Raw genomic sequence first — 17,104 nt, 5'->3', positions numbered from 1 at the left:
CGACACTGACCCGAGCAATACTCTCCTGACGTGGGGCTGAACGGTCGCCGCCGACGCACAGCGTTCGGCAGGCAGAGGAGAGGACATCAGATGAGTCGAACGGAACTGTCGGGGCGGGGCGAGCGCGGACGACCTCGAGCGCGGATGAGACGGGCGCTGGTTGGCACGACAGTGGGCTGCGTGCTCGTCGGCGGCCTGCTCGGCGGAGGTCTCGCGCCGCCGCGTGCTCAGGCCGCCGCCACTGCGCATACGACAATCGAGAACACCCTGCTGCAGGGCGGCTCGACAAACGCCGGAGTGACGACCGTCTCGGCCTGGGTGCAGAAGGGCGAGACGCTGCGGGTCGACCTGCATCCGCTCAAAGGCGGCTCCGGCGCCGGTGAGGGCGAAACCGGAGGCGGATCCGCCAGGGTGACGGCCCCCGACGGCACAGTCCTCGATGAGCAGGACTTCGCGGCGGGGGCGGCACCATCCGTCTCCGCGGGAGGAACGTTCGTCGCGACCGAGACGGGAGTTTTCGAGGTCCAGGTGTCGGACGACGACGTGACCGCTCCGGTCAACCTCGCGTGGAGCATTGGAGTGGAGGACGCTCAGGGTGCGGCGCTGGCCGGCCGGGTGTGGTCCACGTCCTACGCGATCCAGTCCGGGGCGAAGGAGTCCTACGCCTCACCCGAGGAGCGGCGCTCCTCGTTCACTCTCCATGCCGTCACCGAGACGGGCGCCCGGTACGAGCTCGGTTTGCGCGGCTACGACGGAGTCGCCTCCACGCTCCAGGCCACGAACAAGGGCAACGTTCGCGTCGGGTCGTCCGATCCCTCCTACCTCTCTGTCCCCATGCCGCAGTCGACCGAGGCAGGTGGTATCGGTGCGCAGTACGTGCAGGCGTCCGGGCGCTCCGGGATCGACGGGCTGCAGACGTACAAGCTCTTCCTCGATCCGCCGTCATCCGATCTGCCGGAATCGATCGCCCCGGCCTACCGGGAGCCGACGATCGAGGAACTCGCCTTTCGCCGTTCCTCGGCGGGCTCCAACGCGGGGGCCGTGACGGGTGTCCTCGGGACCCAGCCGGGCACCCTCGTCGTCGACGTCGATACCGACGGGGATGGCTCCTACGACGGCGAGCGCGATGTTCACCTCACCCGCATCGCGGGCACGACCGGACCCTTCTCGGTCGACTGGGATGGTCGCGATGCGCAGGGGCGAGGGGTCGACATCGCCGAGGCCGGCATCAGCTTCCGCGCGTCGGTCGGGCGGACGAACGAGTTCCACTTCACCCGGGTCGACGCCGAGTCCTCGGCGGGAGGAGTCTCCGTGGTGCGCTCCACTGGCGGCGGAGACGGCTCGTCGACGGTGCACTGGGACGACTCGCTCTTCGCCGAGTCGAACGCGGACCGCTACTCGAGCACCGCTGCGGCGACGTCCGGCGAGAACGGCGCCGACTCGTCCGGCGGCATTCACCGCTGGGAGGGCGACGACTCCGGTCAGGGACGCACCCCGAACGAGAACGACTCGGTGCACGGTTCCTACGGCGACCTGCGCGCGATCGACGACTGGGCCTTCGGCTCTGACGGAGCGGTCGCAGTCGTGCGACTCGACCCGCTCGCGCCGCACGTGACCATCGCGAAGTCCTCCTCGGTCGACTCCGCGACACCGCTGCTGCCCGGAGCCCGCATCCCCTACCGGGTGACCCTCACCTCGGACGGATCCGGCGACTACTCCGATGCGGCCGTCGTCGACTACCTCGATGAGGGCGTGCTCGATGACGCCGACCTCGACGCGGACTCCCTTCGTGCGTCGCAGGGTTCTGCGTCAGTCGACCCGGCGACAGGCCGTCTTTCTTGGTCCGCGGGTGGGCTTGCGGTCGGAGCGACCGCCGAGCTGACCTTCGACGTAGTCGTGACCGGCGCCGGAGACGATGCCCTCGTCAACACTGCCTGCCTCGCCGATGCGCCCTTCGAGCACGCCGAGCCCGAAACCGGGATCGACGCCACGGGGTGCGCCACGGTTCAGCACGTCGTGGGCGACGGATCGCTTCTGCTCCGCAAGACCGCATCGCAGCCGAGCGCCGAGCACGGCGGTACGGCCGGTTTTGACATCGTCGTGGCGAACACCGGGTCGATCGACGCGACTGACGTGACGGTGACCGATGTGCCGACGCTCGACCACCTGATCGAGCCGAGCATCGAGGACGGGGCTGGAGGGACGCAGCCGGCCGAGGAGCCGGTCACGGGTCTCGACATCCCTGCCGGCGGGCAGGTGTCGTTGCACGTGAGTGGACGGGTCGCCGACGGGTACGAGGCCGTGACCCTGCCCAACCGGGTGTCGATCACGCATCAGCCCGAGGGCTTCGACCCGCCGACCGTCGAAAACGCGTGCGCCGATGACGCATCCTCCTCCTGCGCCGAGATCCCCGTGCCGCCTGTCGAGGGCCGACTCTCGCTCGAGAAGACCGCGCTCGACGAGAGCGTCGACCACGGCGGGCGGGCCGGGTTCCGGATCGTGGTCGCGAATGACGGAGCGCGACCCGCGGAAGGGCTGACGCTCACCGACGTCCCCGAGCTCGCGCACCTGAGCGACGTGACGATCTCGCAGGACGGTGGCCCGGCCTCGTCCGACCTCTCGATCGAGGACCTGACGCTTCCGGCCGGAGCATCGACCACCTTGACGGTGACCGGCCGCGTCGCGGACGGGGTCGATGCGTGGACCATCCCCAACCGGGCGCGTCTCAGCGAGGTTCCGGAGGGCTTCGAGCCGACGACGGTCCTGCACCCGTGCGCAGATGACGGCGGCGCGAGCTGCGCGCAGGTGGTGGTTCCTCCGGTCGGACTCGTGCCGACGGTCCTTGCCTCGACAGGAGCGGCGGCGGGACCCGTCGCGGCCGCAGCGGGGGTCCTGCTGCTCATCGGCGGCGCGCTGAAGACCCGGCGCCGACGCTCGACCCGCACCTCGTGAACCGGAGCCCGGGCCGCCTCAGCGCGGCCCGGGCTCCCCGAACCACCACCTCGAAAGGCACCACCACATGACCGAGCACGCCCTTCCCTACCGCATCACCGAGCGCTTCCCGCTCCCCGACGGACGCGTCGGCGTCAGCACCTGGTGGGCGCGGGATCCCGAGCAGCTCGAGCATCAGCTCCGCACCCGCACCGGTCATCCGCACCCCGAGAGGGAACCCGCTCGGCGGCTGCACCGCTCCGGTGCGAACGGCGTGCTGGTCGAGGAGCGCACCGACGGCGGCTACCGTCCGCTCGATCCACACCGACTGGCTCGCACCGACCCCCGATGGCGCCGTGCCCTCGTACGATCACGACGGTCGGCATGGCTCCGCCGGATCATCGGTCCACGCGATCTGGTGCAGGCGGACCCTCCGTCGGACGTCACGCGCACGGTGGAGCAGCGGGGATGCGGATGACCAGCGGGCCACAGCCTCCCCGAGCGCGGGAGTCGAGTCGCTCTGCGGCGTCCTCGAACTCCAGCGGCCGGTCGATCGCGGCAGGGGCGGAGGCCTCGTCGGCCAGGGGAGCCGCGGCAGCGATCCGCGAGCGCCGGGAATGCACCACCGCGAGCAGCGGCTCCGTGTAGAGGGTCCTCGTAGTGGTGCCGGGAAGATCGGGTGGATCCGCGATGATCGCCAGCTCGGACTCGCCGTTCGCCACTGTCCGCAGGCAGAGGGCGCGCGAGCCGTGCCGAAGACCGAAGCCTACGTGCGGCCACCGTCGACGGAAGCGGCGGATCACATCCGGCACGAAGCTCTCCCCGAGGAGTGTCTGGAAGGCGAGGCCGAGGCGTCCGTGCTCGGCGTCCCCGGCCTGGCGCACCTCAGCGAGTCCGGCTCGGATGAGCGCCATGCCGTCCTGGGCGGCCTCGGCGAGCCCGGTCCCCGCTTCCGTCATGATCACCCCGCGGCCGGCGCGGCGCACCAAGGGGGTGCCGACCAGGCTGGACAGGCGAGCAAGCGACCGGCTCGCCGTCGGCTGCGGGACACCGAGCTCAACGGCCGCGGCGGTGACGCTTCCGGTCTGCGCCACCGCTACGAGCACGGGGAGGAGGCGGAGGACTGCGGGCCAATCGTCTGACACGCCTCCCACCCTCAGTCGAGATATGTCCAGAACACGTGAATGGCAGGAGAAAGGACATTAGTCATGCATCTATGGACGGTCTACGGTCGAATCCATGAGCACCGGAGCGCGGACCCGATCGACGCGCGCCGCGGCTCCGTTCTCGCAGCGACGACTGACGATCGCCCTCCTCGCAGCCGGAATCGCCACGTTCGCCGAGCTCTATGCGGTCCAGAGCGTCCTCCCGCAACTCGCACAGGAGTGGTCCCTCGCCGCGTCCGATGCCGCGCTTACCGTGTCGGCCGCGACGCTGGGCTTGGCGCTCTCGGTGCTGCCGTGGGCTTCGGTGGCCGAGCGGATCGGCCGGCTCGAATCCATGCGCATCGCGGTCCTCACCTCGGTCGTCCTGGCACTGCTGGCGTGCGTCGCCCCCGGCTTCGAGCTCCTGCTCGTCCTGCGGTTCCTCGGGGGAGCGGCGCTCGGCGCCGTGCCGGCACTCGCCGTGGCCGCCATCCACGACCGGGTCGGAGGTTCCGGAGCGACGGTGGCGGCGACCGCCTACGTGTCCGGGACCACGATCGGCGGCGCCGCCGGTCGCCTCCTCGCTGGTCCGCTCGCGGCGGCGCTCGGCTGGCGGAGCGCCCTGCTCGTCGTGACGGCGGTCTGCGCCGCGGCGGCGATCGCCTTCGCGGTGCTGACCCCGCGGGGCGGCGCGCGCGAGACGGTACCCGGCGGTTGGCGCACGAAGACGGCACAGGTGCTCCGCGATCCGATGCTGGTTGCGATCGCTGTGCAGACGTTCCTCGCGGTCGGAGTGTTCGTCGCCGTCTACAACTACCTGGCGTTCAGGCTCGAGGCACCGCCGTTCGCGCTCGCACCGGCGCTCGTGTCGCTCCTCTTCGCCGCCTATCTCGCGGGAACAGTGTCCTCCCGGCTCGCCGGAACATGGAGTCCCCGCATCGGCCCTCGGCTCGTGATGCGGATCGGCGTCGCTCTGATGATTCTGGGACTGCTGGTGATGCTCGCCGAGATCGTGGCCGTAGTGATCGCGGGCCTTCTCGTCTTCACGGCGGGATTCTTCGCCCTGCACGCAACAGGTGCGGCCTGGACGGGGGCCCGGGCGGCACCGGCGCTCCGCGGACATGCGGGTGCGGTCTACACGATCGCGTTCTACTCGGGCTCGGCCGCAGGCGGCTGGCTCCTCGGTCTGGCGGTCGACGCGGGCGGCTGGCCTGCGCTGACGGCGGTGACGATCGTCGTGCTGCTGCTCGGAGCGGGAATCGTGAGTCTCCCCTCACGCACGACCGAGCCGATCCGCTGAACCGCGCTCGCGATCGTCGCGGTCTCGCTGGACCGGTCGGACCTGCGACCTTATGGCTCGACCGTACGGGGCGGGGGATCGGCATGGCGCAGAGCACCGGAGCGGAGCGCTCCCCTGATGGGCGTGGCGGAGTCGACGAGAGCGGCATCGATCCGCGCTACCACGCGGGATACCCCCGGGGACACCTGGGCCGCGAGGCCGAAGGGCGCGAGGCCGAACGGCGCGCGGCCGAAGAGGAGCGCCCCTCCCGAGTGCCCGAGGAGCAGCCGGACCCGACCGGCCCTGCCGGCCCGAGCGTCCTGCCCGCTCAGCCGACCGTCCCGCACCGGGCTGAGCCGACCGCGCCGCTCCCCGTCGAGCCCCCGTCGCGCCGGGCGCCGCGGCCGACGACGTCGCGGCCGGCCCCTGCGACGACCGCGAGCCCGGCGATGACCAGCCCGCCAAGCAGACCGACCAGATCGATGAAGATCTCGATCTCAGCGGTCAAGCAGGCGGAGAGGAAAAGGGACGATATCGGGCGACGCGCAGCGAGGAAGGTCACCAAGAGCGAGAAACCCTGCTGCTCACAAGCATTCCGGTCAGCCCGGACGTGTGTGATTCTCCCTTCATCGGCAGGTGTCACTGCCTCCCGGGCGCGCGGAAGTGGACATACTTCGACCTCATCGCTCCGCAGACGACAGGAGACGAACCGCCGGCAGATCAGGCTGCGCCCAGTCAAGCCCGGGAAGTTCGCTCGGCAAGAGCCAGACAAGGTGGTCGTGATCGGTGCTCTCGTCGGGGCGAGCATCGCGAAGGGCGGCTCTGAAGCACTGCAAGCGAATTCGGAGAGCACCGACCTGTGTCTCATCTACTGTGAGTACTTGTTCCACCTCAAGAGAGACGCCCAGTTCTTCGCGAATCTCCCGGGCGAGTGCTGCCTGAGCCGACTCTCCTGATTCGATCTTGCCGCCCGGGAACTCCCAGAGACCGCCCGAGGCTGTACCCACGCGCCGTCGGCACGCGAGGATTCGGCCACGATCAATGATCACTGCGGCCACAACGTCGAGAGTCTCCACGGGTCCATCATGCCGACATCTGCACCACGAGCTCCCCCGGACGACTTCCGGGGAGGCGCCGAGTCACTCTTTCAGGGGGTCGTTACCCCAGTTCATCAGCGAGTAGCGCCACTTCGTCTCGGTGACGTCGCCAGAGGGGCGCTGCTTCGCGTGCCGGTGGACGTAGCCGACAACCTTCGTCATGTGCGCGTAGTCGTCGTCGTCGAGGTCGGCCTGCTTCGTGCCGAGCAGCTCGACAATGCGTCGCCCGCTCTCGTGGCCGACCGACTCGCCGCCGCCCTCCGGCTTCTGCCCGACCTTCTTCGACTCGTTCGTGTCGAGCCAATCCTCGAGCTCCTTCGCGGTCATGTTCACGGCGTCGTGGAACTCGTCACGGGTCGTCCGCTTGTCGTCGTCGGTGGGCATTGCAGGGCTCCTCGGGTCGATCGAATACCTCCAGCGGAGCGCGCCGGAAAGACGAGCGGAGCGTGCCGGAGAGGACGGCACTCAGAGGATCGCGTCGAAGGGGGAGAGGTCAAGCCCCGTGCGCCGTTCTGGGGCGCGCGTAGCGTCGGAGGAGTTCGCATCCGCCGACCACCGCCGGCGCTCGCACCCGGCAGAGAAGAGGACCCATGCCCTCCCGCAACACCCTCGTCCGCAGTCTCCACGACCTTGGAGCCGCCGCCTGGTTCGGCGGCTCGCTGATGGGCGCAGTCGGCCTGAACGGCGCCGCGTCCACCTCGTCCGATCCTGCGGAGCGCCTCCGCCTCGCCTCGAACGGTTGGGCGCGCTGGACCCCGGTGCAGCTCGCCGCGATTGCTGCCCACGGCGTCGGCGGTATCGGCCTGATCCTTGCCAACAAGACCCGTCTCAGCAACCAGCGCGAGAGCCGCACCAACACCGTTGTGAAGACGATCGTCACCGGCCTGGCCGGCACCGCCTCCGTCGTCGCCGCGGTCGCCGGAGCGACGCAGGCCAAGCACGCCGACGAGGGCGCCCCCGGCGTGACCGAAGCGTCGCCGCAGAACTCGCAGGAACTGACCACGGCCCTCCGTGTGCAGAAGGTGACGCAGTGGGCGATTCCCGTGCTGACCGCTGTCATCATCGTCCTCGGCGCCCAGCAGGGCGAGCAGCAGCGCCCGGTGAAGGGGCTCTTCGAGACGACGGCGCGGATGTTCCGCCACTAGTCGACGCTACTGACGCGCACAACGTCGGCTGAGAGTGCTTGTCATCCACCATCGTGGCTGACAGTTGCTCTCAGCTGACGTTGTGCGTGTGGGCTCCGGCCTACCGGTGAGCGGACTCGTGTCGGACGGTCACAACGACGGCACCCTCCCCTCTGGCAAGGAGGGTGAGGGCCGGCGCAGCGAGACCGGTCGTCCGCGCGACGCCCGTGTGCGCGAGGGCGGCCCCGGGCTGGGCCAACACTTCCGAAGTCGGCTCCACCAGCAGGACGGTCGGCGTCGCGGTCGGCTCAGGCGCCGGTCCGGCGATCGCGAAGACGGGCGTCGAGACGGAGCGACGCGGTGCGGAGCGCCTGCTCGGAGTCGACGACATGGCCAGCAGCGTCGCGTCCTCGCCACGCGGAGCCGCCAGCTCGAGACCCGCCGCCGGACCCGTCGAGGTGAAGCCCGCTGGCAGCGAGACGGTCGGCGCACCTGTTTTCGCGGTGCGCCGGGCGCCGGGGTGGAACAGCTTAGGTCTTAGGTGGTCGCTTCCCGTTTCTCTTTTTCGGCGGTCAGGATGTCGACCCCGTTCTCGTGCCCGACGCAGCTGGCGACCGTGTCTGCATCGATGCCCAGCGCGTAGCGGACCTCCTGCCCCGCGCTCTGCTGCTCGGCCGTCGCCTCGGGGAAGGTCGTGTAGTAGGCGTCCCGGAAGTCAGTCGAGTTGGCCATCGTGTCGAGTGTGGACAACTCCGCCAGGAAGGAGCTGCGAATGGTTTCCAGCTGCTCGGAGACCTCGCTCGGCCAGTGGTAGTAGGAGTTGTCGAGAAGTGTCAGCGTCCGTCTCGTCAGATCGAGGCGAGTTGAAGCGGCCGCCATGCACCCCTGCGGGGTCCGGGGAGCCTCCGTTCAGGAGGTCGTCCTCGCCGGCGGAGAAGACCTCCGAGAGATTAGTGGCCGCGGCCGGCTGGGTGGCGGTGCAGGCGGTTATGACGAGGGTCGCCGCGACGAGTGGCATCGCAAGAAAAGGCTTCCGCACGGCGCTTACTCCGGGGTGGCCGTGCAGAGCGCGGATGCGAAGGCGCCGGTGCTGGTGTGCTCGGCGACGACCTCGCCGTCGAGGGTGATGCGGCAGCTGATGTCGCCCTCGTCGTCGACGCCGTTCAAAGCGGACAGAGTGAAGCTCTGGAAGGTGAAGTCACCGCCGGTCTGGACCTGCAGCTCCTTCGTGAAAGGGAGCACCTGGCCGGTCGCCTGCTCGGAGCCGGAGGTTGTTCCGTCGAAGGTCGACCAGGTGATCGACGCCGAGGTCGCGGTACCGCTGACCTCGTAGACAAGGGTGCGCGGCACGGCGGCCGCCTCGGAGCTCTCGGCCTGCGCAGTGGCGATCGCGTCCGAGACGCCGCTCGCGAATCCTGCCGTGTAGACGATCGCCAGGATGATCGAGAGGATGAGCGCGACAGCGTTGAGAACGGCGCCGGCGATCGCTGTGCCCCGCGAGCGGCCCTTGAGGAAAAGACCGATGACGCCGAGGACGAGTCCGATGAAGGCGAGGAATCCCGAGACGTAGTTGACGATCGGGATCAAGGCGCCAACCAGCGCGAGAATCCCGATGATGAGGGAGGCGAGGCCCAGCCCGTTGCCCGTCTTCTTCGGAACAGCGGGGGTGGAGTCGGGGAACACTGCGGGGTTGAACTCGGTCATCTGCGGAGTCTGTCAGGGGTTGGCAGGCACTCGAGAATCCGCAGAGTGGAATTGCCTATGCGGCTGCTTGGTCTGCGTTTACGCGTCCATTCCTGCCTGGAGAGCATCCCTCCTGTGCACTCCAGCATCTCGTCCCGCCACCGCTGACCTCCTCCGGACGCTCTCCGACTCCGACGGCGCGACCTGGGGCATAACCGTGATCAAGCCCAGCGGACGCACGGCCGGCGGCGTCTCTTCGATCCTGGAGCGGCTCGAGGGAGCCGGCTGGGTGGTCTCTGAAGAGGCAGCGGCCTAATCGCGTTCACAACTCAGGAAGACTTCATCCGTGCGCCCGCGGATCCGCCAGAACACCCGGCGCCGCCGACGTTCATCCTTCGTTATGAACGCGATCGGCCGAGCGAGCCTTCTCGGAGCGGCGGACGAGGCGGAACCTGGAGCCGAGCTACTCCAGCCGGCGGAGGAAGCGGGCCGGCTGATCGAGGAAGCTGCGCCAGGTGCGCACCAGGTCGAGGTCGTCGTAGCGGCAGTCGCGCAGGCCGGTCTCGTCGAGCTCGTAGAGGTCGGCTCCGGGGAGGGCGGCGAGGATCGGCGAGTGGGTGGAGAGCAGGACCTGGGAGCCGCCGGCGATCAGGTCGCGCAGCTGTCCGATCAGAGCGAGGCACCCCGAGACGGAGAGCGCGGACTCCGGCTCGTCGAGGAGCCAGAGGCCGCGGATCCGTGAGCGCTTCATCACGATGTCGAGGAACGACTCGCCGTGGCTGCGCTCGTGGTATCCGCCGTCGATCCCAACGTCTTCGAGGTAGCTGAAGAAGCCGTGCATCGTCTCGGCGCGGAGGAAGAAGCCGCGCTTCGAGGCGCCCGCTCCGCGCACCAGCTGCAGGTGCTCGGCCAGGTCCGACTCCGAGACGCGGGAGCGGTGCATCGCGCCGGTCGAGCCGCCCTCGGCGTTCAGGCCGTAGGCGAGGGCGACCGCCTCGAGCAGCGTCGACTTGCCCGAGCCGTTCTCGCCGGTGATCACGGTGACCGCGCCGAGGTCCCAGCCCTCGGTCAGCACCTGCCGCACAGGCGCGAGCGTCGCCGGCCACTGCGCGAGGTCGAGGGGGTGCTCGGGGTGGGCCTGGATGCGACGCACCGGGAGGGTCGAGAACACTCGGTCAGTCAAGCAGGTCGACGCTCCAGCCCGCTTCGGCGAGGGCACGGGCCGTGTCGGCGCGGGGGGAGTAGGGCAGGTCGACGGCGCCCACCACGCGGTAGTCGGTGTCGCCGGGGCCGACCCAGAGGACGGAGTCGGCGGGGCCCGCCCGTCGCAGTGCGGCGCGGACGGCGTCGGCCGGCTCCGCGATCTCGCGCACCTCGCAGCGCTCGACGCGGCGGGCGCCGTCAACGAGGGCACGGCGGATGCGCGCGGGGTCCTCGAAGCGCGGGTGGTGATCGGTGACGATCACCAGGTCCGCGCGCTCGGCCGCCGCCCGGCCCATCGGCGCGCGCTTGCTCGGGTCGCGGTCGCCGTCGGCCCCGAGGATGACGAGCACTCGCCCGGGAGTCACTTCGCGCAACGCGTCGACGGTATGTGCGACCGAGTCGGGGGTGTGTGAGAAGTCGAGGTAGACCCGCGGCCCGTCGGCACCCGAGACGAGCAGGGTCCGCCCGGGTACGGTGACGTCGATCCCGGAGCCGACGGCCGCCGCCAGCCCGTCGCGCTCGTGCCCCGCCTCGATCAGCATCACCAGCGCGAGCGCCGCGTTCGAGGCCATGTGGCGTCCGAGCAGGGGGACGGAGGTGGTCATCGACCAGCCGTCGCGGGAGGCGAGTCGGAACCGCGTTCGGTCGAACGAGGTGTCGAGCACGTCGATCAGCCAGTCCGAGTCGCCGTCTGTCGAGAGCGTGACGACCGGGATCGCGGCCTCGCGGGCGACTCGGCGTCCCGCCTCCGTGTCGACGACCACGACACCGCGGCGGCTGCGCAGAGGAGTGAACAGGCGCTGCTTCGCGCGGAGGTACTCGTCCAGGTCGCCGAAGTCGTCGAGGTGGTCGTGGCTGAGGTTGGTGAATCCGGCGACATCGAGCACGATCCCCTCGACCCGCGAGCGCACCAGCGCCTGGGCGCTGACCTCGATCGCGGCCGTCTCGACCCCGTCCTCGCTCATCCGGGCGAGGAGCGCGTGCAGCTCCGAAGCCTCGGGCGTGGTGAGGCGGCTGGCCACGACGTGGTCGCCGCTGCGGCGTTGTGCGGTGGAGCTCAGGCCCGAGACGATGCCGAGCTGCCGGAGCACCGCGTCGAGGAGGTGCACGGTGCTGGTCTTGCCGTTGGTGCCGGTCACGCCGAGGAGCGTCATTCGAGTGCGGTCGGACCCGTAAACGCGGGCGGCGATCCCGCCCAGCGCGGCGCGGGGGTCGGGGCTGACCAGGACGGGGAGTCCGCAGGCGCGTGCCGCCTCGATCCCGTCGTCGTCGGTCAGCACCGCGACGGCTCCCGCCTGGGCTGCGGCGGCGGCGAATCTCGATCCGTGCGCGTGGCGACCGGGCAGTGCGGCGAAAAGCGCTCCCGGCCGGATCTCGCGGTGGGCGAGGGTGACGCTCGTCACGCGGGCACCGCCGTCGCCGAGGAGTCGGAGGCCTGGGCCGACGAGGTCCTTCAGAGCGGCGCCGCTCGTGTGCAGCGGGGCGAGGAGCCGGAACGCCGGCATGCGTGCCTCCTGTCGGCACGACGGATCGGGCCCCGCGCAGCGTCTGCACGCGGGGCCCGACCAGTCATTTCGCAGTCGGTCCGTAGAAGGAGCTGATCTCGTCGAGCTCCATCTCGGCTGTGGTCTGGATGAGCTTGAGCAGCTCGGGGTCCAGGCCCGGCGAGAACTCCTCGAAGCGCTCCGGTGCGATAACGGAGGGGACGCCCTCGGGCGCCTGCTCCTTCGACTCGAGGTCCGTGCCATCATTCGAGGGCGAGGCTCCGCGGTAGATCTTCCCCGCCTCCGACGCGCCGTCGAGGTCGAACGTGTACTGCTTGCTCTGGAGTCCGAGGTCGACGAGCTTCTTGACCTCGGGGAACTTCTCGGCGTTCGTCTTCGGGATGGGAAGAGTCTTCTTCCAGTCGACACCGAGTGTTTCGAGCGCCTTCGCATAGCCGTTCTCGTGCGCCTGGTCGCGCACGATCAGGTAGGCGATGGTGGAGCGCGCGGTCTTATTGTCGGTCATCTCGTAGATGCGGCACTTCTGCAGGCGGCCAGTGGATTCGAGCATCAGGTTATAGAGCAGATCGAGCACGAGATTGCCCGAGTTGTAGACGTAGCTGCCGCTCCACGGGTTGCCTGCCGCATCGACGGGCAGTGCGCCCTGGGCGCCGACGAGGTAGTGGTGGATATTGCTTGTGTCCAGCGCGATGCTGAGTGGTGTCGCGCCGCCCGCGCCCGGGGTGTCGAGCGGATCCGTCGGCTTCCCCTGATAGCGCGGAGAACCGTCGAGCAGGCGCGAGATAGTCGTGCCGATCAGCTCGACGTGGCTGATCTCCTCGGTGCCGATGCCCTGGATCAGGTCCCGATAGGGCTTCGCGTCGGCGCCGCGGAAGTTCATGGCCTGGAAGAGATACTGCATCATTGTGCGCATCTCGCCGAACTGCCCGCCGAGCCCCTCCTGCAGGGCGTTGGCGGCGGCCGGATCCGGTTCGTCCTGCTCGATGTCGTTGATGAGTCGTTGCACGTGGAAGAACATCATTTGCCTCCAGAAGGATCGGTACCTTCAGCCTGCGACGGGATCCTCGCCCCGCAGGAGCCCCTTGCGGCGAGCGCCCGGCTGTGATTCCTTCCGGCTGCGATTCCCCCGCCGGTGAACACCCGTCTGCGATGTCCTCTCAGCGCAGTGCGAACGCCTCCCGGTAGAGCGCGGTCAGCTCCGGTGAGCTCGGACCGCTGAGCCCGCAGGTGAGGATCGTGTCTCCGTCGGCCGCGAGGAGGTAGTCGACACCGTTCTCGAAGGTGATCGGCGCGCCGTCGACGGCCGACTCGGCGGCCTGCGTGAGCGTCACCGTGTCACCGACCTCTCCGGCGTAGCGGTCGAGGACGTGGAGGGTGACGACCGCGCCGTCGATGCCGCGCACTTCCGCGCGGAAGGCGACCTGGGCGGGGGAGAGCGCCTCCGCGGTGACCGGTGAGCAGACGGCGCCCGGTCCGCCGGTGCTGTAGAGCTGGAACGACGTGCTCGATGTGCCGCCGATACCGAGGGCGAAGGGGAGCAGCAGCGACGCGGCCGCCGCGGTGCTGAGCGCTCCCACGCCGACCGTGAGCCACGGGGAACGGCGGCGATACACCGACGTCGACGGCTCCTGCCTGCCGGGCCCGCCGGTTGCCGCCGCGATATGAGCGGCGAGCTCGACCGGAGCGAGTGGGGGGAGCGTCGCGGCGGGGTCGATGGTGTGCAGCACCGAGCGCGGGTCCTCGGTCGATGAGCTGCGCTCCTGGCCGGCGAGAAGCTCGGCGAACTCCGTCCGCCCTCGGTCCAGGCGCATCGCGACCGACTCCGCTGACTCGGCCTGCACGACGGCGATGCCGCGGATGTCGAGCCCCTCCCACGCCCAGAGCCTGAGGAGCTCGGCATCGGCCTCGCGGACCCGGGCTAGAGCGAGGCGGGCGGCGACATCGGACGCCTCCTCGTCGTGTACCTGCGGAGGATCGACGACGCCGACCCGCTGCGCCAGCAGCACCTGCCTCCGCTGCACCCGCCGGGCGGTCTGGAGTTGCAGCCGCGCGACTCCGATGGCCCACGGGACAGGGTCGCCGTCCGGGAGGTCGTCCCACCGGCGGTGCAGCACGCCGAGGGTCGAAGCGAGGACGTCGTCGGCCTGAGCCTCGTCGGTGCGGCGCCAGAGGTAGCGGCGGACGGGGTCGGCGATCGCGGCGGCGAGAGCGGCGAAGCGCTCCGGGCCCGCGAGAGGAGTTGGCATGCCTCCATGCTCCTCCTCGGTGCCGGGTGCCGCTCGCCAGGGCCCGGCGCGCCGCGCGGTGACGGGGCCGAGGAGGACCGCGGAGCAGAGGAGCGAGCGACCCGTCAGCGCCCGAAGGCGCCCGCGTCCTCGAGCCAGCCCGCGACGAACGGCTCGATGTCGTCCACTTCGGCCAGCGCGAGCCGGTCGAGCCGGACGCCGCGGCACTCCAGGGTGAGCACGTGCCCGCGCACGGAGGCGGCCGCGCGGACGGCGCCGTCGCCCTCCCAGACCTCGAACGGCTCCTGCTCCCCGTCGACCGCGATCTCGGCGATGCGGGTCGGCGCGGGGAGCGCCTCCGGGCGGACGAACGAGACCGGCGACTCCTCGCGGCCGCAGAGCAGCGCGACGTCCCGGCGGGGATCGCCCAGGGTCGTCCGCGTCTCGACGGAGGGACCCGACCCACCGCGGACCGCGCCGGCCCCGAGGAACGCCAGGCCGTGCGGTGCGCCCGAGAAGATCCATTCGCCGAGCAGGCGCCGACCACTCCAGCCGCAGACCGCCCACAGCGGCAGATCTCCGAAGGAGGCGCGGACCCGGGCGGCCCACTCCTCGAGGTGCGCGCAGTACTCCGCCTCGTCGAGACAGCCGCCGGAGTGCATGGCCCGATCGTAGGACGAGGGCTCCGGGGAGGCCAGGCCCCTCGCTACTGTGAACTCCGACCCCCGCCTTCCTTTCCCGCCGAGGAGCCCCATGCCCATCTGGACCCTGCACGGAGACGGCCGTACCGTCGAGCCCGGCGCCGTCGTCGCCCCCGGTGAGCGGCTCAGCTGGCCCGCGACCGTCGCGATCGGCATCCAGCACGTCGTCGCCATGTTCGGAGCGACGTTCCTGGTGCCCGTGCTCACCGGGTTCCCGGTCGCCACGACCCTGCTCTTCTCGGGTGTCGGCACGCTGCTGTTCCTCCTGGTCACCCGCAACCGGCTGCCCAGTTACCTCGGTTCGAGCTTCGCGTTCATCGCGCCGGTGACGGCGGCGACGACGGTCGGAGGGACGGGGTCGGCGCTCGCCGGAGTCGTCGCGGTCGGGCTGCTGCTCGCCGCGGTCGGTGTCGTGGTGCAGGTCGTCGGCCTCGGCTGGATCGACAGGCTGATGCCGCCCGTGGTGGCCGGCGCGATCGTGGCGCTGATCGGCTTCAACCTGGCTCCGACCGCCTACACCAGCTTCGAGAAAGCGCCGGTTACCGGGACGATCACGCTTGCCGCGATCATCCTGTCGAGCGTGTTCTTGCGGGGCTTTCTCGGTCGCGTCTCGATCTTCCTCGGTGTGCTCATCGGCTACGTGGTGGCGCTCGTGCGCGACGAGATCGACTACTCCACGGTCGGCGCGGCCGACTGGTTCGGCCTGCCGCCGTTCACTTTTCCCGACTTCGGGTCCGGATCCACGTGGTCGGGCATCGCGATGTTCCTCCCGGTCGTGCTCGTGCTGATCGCCGAGAACGTGGGGCATGTGCGCGGAGTCGCGACGATGACCGACGCCTCCGCCAACGCGAGCACCGGCCGTGCGCTCATCGCCGACGGCCTGGCCACCACGCTGTCGGGTGCCTTCGGCGGCTCCGGAACCACCACCTACGGCGAGAACATCGGAGTGATGGCCGCCACCCGGGTGTATTCGACGGCCGCCTACTGGGTCGCGGGTATCACCGCGATCCTGCTCAGCCTCTCGCCCAAGGCCGGCGCTGTCTTCAACTCGATCCCGGCGGGAGTCCTGGGCGGCGCGACCACCGCGCTGTACGGCCTCATCGGTGTGATCGGCATCAAGATCTGGATCGACAACCGCGTCGACTTCTCGCGCCCGGTCAACCAGTACACGGCCGCGGTCTCGCTCGTGATCGCGATCGCCGGCTTCTCGTTCTCGTCGGGGGGCTTCGAGCTCGGCGGCATCGTCCTCGGAGCCGGCGCGGCCCTGGTGATCTACCACCTCGGCAACGCGATCGCTCGCTGGCGCCGGACCGGCGCTGACGACGGCGGCCCCCTCCCCGTCATCGGCCAGCTCGGTGGGGACCCCCAGGACGGCTGAGGCGCCTCCGCCTCCACCCGCCGGGCGGTGTCTCACCGCACAGGCCCGGAGCGGCGCAGCGTTTACCACGTTCGAAGCAGTCCGCAACCCGGTGCGCTCCCAGGGGTCTCCCGCCTAACGTCGAGGTGACGACCGCAGCAGCGGAACGCCGCACACCGAGTGAGACAGCAAGGAGCACCACCGTGCCGCAGATCATCGAGACCGTCGACGTCACCGTCCCCGTGTCCGTCGCTTACAACCAGTGGACCCAGTTCGAGGAGTTCCCGCGCTTCCTCGACGAGGTCGAGTCGATCCAGCAGGTCACCGACACCCTCACCGTCTGGAAGGTGAAGGTCGGCCCCGTCGAGCGCGAGTTCGAGGCGAACATCACCGAGCAGCACCCCGACGAGCGCGTCGCGTGGAACAGCACCGGCGGCGAGACCGATCACGCGGGCGTCGTCACCTTCCACAAGCTCTCCGACACCGAGACCCGCGTCACCGTGCAGCTCGACTGGGAGCCGAAGGGCTTCCTCGAGACCCTCGGCTCGCTCGTCGGCGCCGGCAGCCACGCTGTGAAGAAGGACCTGAACAACTTCAAGGAGTACATCGAGAAGCAGGGCACGCCTGACGGTGCCTGGCGCGGCGACGTCGAGGCCTGAGCGGTGACGGATGCACCTGCCTCGTCGGACGGCGAGAAAAAGGCGAACGGTCTCGGCGACGACGAGACCATCCCCGACTCCAAGGACGGGCTGGCGGTAGGAGTCTCCGGAGACTCACACTTCAACCCCGAGGAGGACACTCCCGAGGAGCCCGCCGAGAGCTAACCGCTCTCCGCCGGGGCACTCCTCCGCGAG

The 17,104-nt window shown here is 70.1% G+C and carries 18 protein-coding genes; 7 read left to right on the top strand and 11 right to left on the bottom strand.

Annotated features, from left to right (window positions below; genetic code table 11):
• Nucleotides 1-144 precede the first annotated feature (144 nt).
• Both A6122_RS12685 and A6122_RS12680 read left to right on the top strand, forming a co-directional pair.
• The gene (locus A6122_RS12685) at nt 145-2,952 is read left to right on the top strand and encodes a DUF7927 domain-containing protein (protein ID WP_208855026.1); all 2,808 of its coding nucleotides are present in this window, start codon (nt 145-147) and stop codon (nt 2,950-2,952) included.
• 67 nt (nt 2,953-3,019) lie between these two features.
• Nucleotides 3,020-3,409 (top strand): hypothetical protein, encoded by a 390-nt coding sequence (locus A6122_RS12680; protein ID WP_068255569.1) that lies wholly within the window; start codon nt 3,020-3,022, stop codon nt 3,407-3,409.
• Here A6122_RS12680 and A6122_RS12675 read toward each other — a convergent pair.
• The gene (locus A6122_RS12675) at nt 3,375-4,076 is read right to left on the bottom strand and encodes a LysR family transcriptional regulator (RefSeq protein WP_146076704.1); all 702 of its coding nucleotides are present in this window, start codon (nt 4,074-4,076) and stop codon (nt 3,375-3,377) included. The two genes, A6122_RS12680 and A6122_RS12675, sit on opposite strands and share 35 nt — an antisense overlap.
• A gap of 94 nt (nt 4,077-4,170) precedes the next feature.
• Here A6122_RS12675 and A6122_RS12670 point away from each other — a divergent pair, with 94 nt between their 5' ends.
• Nucleotides 4,171-5,376 (top strand): MFS transporter, encoded by a 1,206-nt coding sequence (locus A6122_RS12670; RefSeq protein WP_068255564.1) that lies wholly within the window; start codon nt 4,171-4,173, stop codon nt 5,374-5,376.
• A 307-nt stretch (nt 5,377-5,683) separates the two neighbouring features.
• Here the strand turns inward: A6122_RS12670 and A6122_RS12660 are convergent, their stop codons facing one another.
• The 3 genes from A6122_RS12660 to A6122_RS12650 all read right to left on the bottom strand — a co-directional run bounded on the left by A6122_RS12660 (nt 5,684) and on the right by A6122_RS12650 (nt 6,836).
• Nucleotides 5,684-5,863: a hypothetical protein gene (locus A6122_RS12660; RefSeq protein ID WP_157593819.1), complete on the bottom strand. Its 180-nt coding sequence runs from the start codon at nt 5,861-5,863 to the stop codon at nt 5,684-5,686.
• 172 nt (nt 5,864-6,035) lie between these two features.
• Nucleotides 6,036-6,431 (bottom strand): (deoxy)nucleoside triphosphate pyrophosphohydrolase, encoded by a 396-nt coding sequence (locus tag A6122_RS16055; RefSeq protein ID WP_084416047.1) that lies wholly within the window; start codon nt 6,429-6,431, stop codon nt 6,036-6,038.
• A gap of 63 nt (nt 6,432-6,494) precedes the next feature.
• A complete protein-coding gene (locus tag A6122_RS12650; RefSeq protein ID WP_068255552.1) occupies nt 6,495-6,836 on the bottom strand; it encodes a DUF3140 domain-containing protein in 342 nt (113 codons plus the stop codon).
• 206 nt (nt 6,837-7,042) lie between these two features.
• On the opposite strand from A6122_RS12650, the gene A6122_RS12645 reads away from it, so the two are divergent.
• Nucleotides 7,043-7,597, top strand: coding sequence for a hypothetical protein (locus A6122_RS12645; protein ID WP_068255549.1), 555 nt, complete (start codon nt 7,043-7,045; stop codon nt 7,595-7,597).
• A gap of 516 nt (nt 7,598-8,113) precedes the next feature.
• On the opposite strand, the gene A6122_RS12635 is transcribed toward A6122_RS12645, so the two are convergent.
• The 7 genes from A6122_RS12635 to A6122_RS12605 all read right to left on the bottom strand — a co-directional run bounded on the left by A6122_RS12635 (nt 8,114) and on the right by A6122_RS12605 (nt 14,854).
• Nucleotides 8,114-8,455: a hypothetical protein gene (locus A6122_RS12635; RefSeq protein ID WP_068255542.1), complete on the bottom strand. Its 342-nt coding sequence runs from the start codon at nt 8,453-8,455 to the stop codon at nt 8,114-8,116.
• Nucleotides 8,456-8,620: 165 nt separating this feature from the next.
• Nucleotides 8,621-9,280 (bottom strand): MmpS family transport accessory protein, encoded by a 660-nt coding sequence (locus A6122_RS12630; protein ID WP_068255539.1) that lies wholly within the window; start codon nt 9,278-9,280, stop codon nt 8,621-8,623.
• 442 nt (nt 9,281-9,722) lie between these two features.
• Entirely contained in the window at nt 9,723-10,442 is a 720-nt protein-coding gene (locus A6122_RS12625) for an AAA family ATPase (protein WP_237358188.1), read from the bottom strand.
• A complete protein-coding gene (locus A6122_RS12620; RefSeq protein ID WP_084416046.1) occupies nt 10,435-11,967 on the bottom strand; it encodes a Mur ligase family protein in 1,533 nt (510 codons plus the stop codon). The genes A6122_RS12625 and A6122_RS12620 overlap by 8 nt, the downstream gene beginning before the upstream one ends.
• A 64-nt stretch (nt 11,968-12,031) precedes the next feature.
• On the bottom strand, nt 12,032-12,985 hold the full coding sequence (locus A6122_RS12615) for a manganese catalase family protein (protein ID WP_068257644.1): 954 nt from the start codon (nt 12,983-12,985) through the stop codon (nt 12,032-12,034).
• Nucleotides 12,986-13,124: 139 nt separating this feature from the next.
• Nucleotides 13,125-14,213 carry a sigma-70 family RNA polymerase sigma factor gene (locus tag A6122_RS12610; RefSeq protein ID WP_068255536.1) on the bottom strand — a complete coding sequence of 363 codons (1,089 nt, stop codon included), beginning with the start codon at nt 14,211-14,213 and terminating at the stop codon, nt 13,125-13,127.
• Nucleotides 14,214-14,317: 104 nt separating this feature from the next.
• Nucleotides 14,318-14,854 carry a hypothetical protein gene (locus A6122_RS12605; protein WP_068255533.1) on the bottom strand — a complete coding sequence of 179 codons (537 nt, stop codon included), beginning with the start codon at nt 14,852-14,854 and terminating at the stop codon, nt 14,318-14,320.
• A gap of 91 nt (nt 14,855-14,945) precedes the next feature.
• Here A6122_RS12605 and A6122_RS12600 point away from each other — a divergent pair, with 91 nt between their 5' ends.
• From A6122_RS12600 to A6122_RS17030, 3 genes are all read left to right on the top strand, one after another.
• Nucleotides 14,946-16,271: a uracil-xanthine permease family protein gene (locus A6122_RS12600; RefSeq protein WP_068255530.1), complete on the top strand. Its 1,326-nt coding sequence runs from the start codon at nt 14,946-14,948 to the stop codon at nt 16,269-16,271.
• 182 nt (nt 16,272-16,453) lie between these two features.
• Nucleotides 16,454-16,909 (top strand): SRPBCC family protein, encoded by a 456-nt coding sequence (locus A6122_RS12595; protein WP_068255527.1) that lies wholly within the window; start codon nt 16,454-16,456, stop codon nt 16,907-16,909.
• A 3-nt stretch (nt 16,910-16,912) separates the two neighbouring features.
• A complete protein-coding gene (locus tag A6122_RS17030; protein ID WP_167542388.1) occupies nt 16,913-17,074 on the top strand; it encodes a hypothetical protein in 162 nt (53 codons plus the stop codon).
• Nucleotides 17,075-17,104 lie beyond the last annotated feature (30 nt).

This window comes from Rathayibacter tritici, from assembly GCF_001641005.1.
In the GTDB taxonomy this organism is placed as follows: domain Bacteria; phylum Actinomycetota; class Actinomycetes; order Actinomycetales; family Microbacteriaceae; genus Rathayibacter; species Rathayibacter tritici.
Note: the sequence above shows the minus strand (reverse complement) of the source record. Positions and strands in the feature narration are given on the sequence as shown.

Bases quoted from the DNA above. Each gene is read 5' to 3' on its own strand.
- A6122_RS12685 (WP_208855026.1), top strand. From the start codon at position 145: ATGAGACGGGCGCTGGTTGGCACGACAGTGGGCTGCGTGCTCGTCGGC.
- A6122_RS12680 (WP_068255569.1), top strand. From the start codon at position 3,020: ATGACCGAGCACGCCCTTCCCTACCGCATCACCGAGCGCTTCCCGCTC.
- A6122_RS12670 (WP_068255564.1), top strand. From the start codon at position 4,171: ATGAGCACCGGAGCGCGGACCCGATCGACGCGCGCCGCGGCTCCGTTC.
- A6122_RS12650 (WP_068255552.1), bottom strand. From the start codon at position 6,836: ATGCCCACCGACGACGACAAGCGGACGACCCGTGACGAGTTCCACGAC.
- A6122_RS12645 (WP_068255549.1), top strand. From the start codon at position 7,043: ATGCCCTCCCGCAACACCCTCGTCCGCAGTCTCCACGACCTTGGAGCC.
- A6122_RS12635 (WP_068255542.1), bottom strand. From the start codon at position 8,455: ATGGCGGCCGCTTCAACTCGCCTCGATCTGACGAGACGGACGCTGACA.
- A6122_RS12630 (WP_068255539.1), bottom strand. From the start codon at position 9,280: ATGACCGAGTTCAACCCCGCAGTGTTCCCCGACTCCACCCCCGCTGTT.
- A6122_RS12620 (WP_084416046.1), bottom strand. From the start codon at position 11,967: ATGCCGGCGTTCCGGCTCCTCGCCCCGCTGCACACGAGCGGCGCCGCT.
- A6122_RS12615 (WP_068257644.1), bottom strand. From the start codon at position 12,985: ATGTTCTTCCACGTGCAACGACTCATCAACGACATCGAGCAGGACGAA.
- A6122_RS12610 (WP_068255536.1), bottom strand. From the start codon at position 14,213: ATGCCAACTCCTCTCGCGGGCCCGGAGCGCTTCGCCGCTCTCGCCGCC.
- A6122_RS12605 (WP_068255533.1), bottom strand. From the start codon at position 14,854: ATGCACTCCGGCGGCTGTCTCGACGAGGCGGAGTACTGCGCGCACCTC.
- A6122_RS12600 (WP_068255530.1), top strand. From the start codon at position 14,946: ATGCCCATCTGGACCCTGCACGGAGACGGCCGTACCGTCGAGCCCGGC.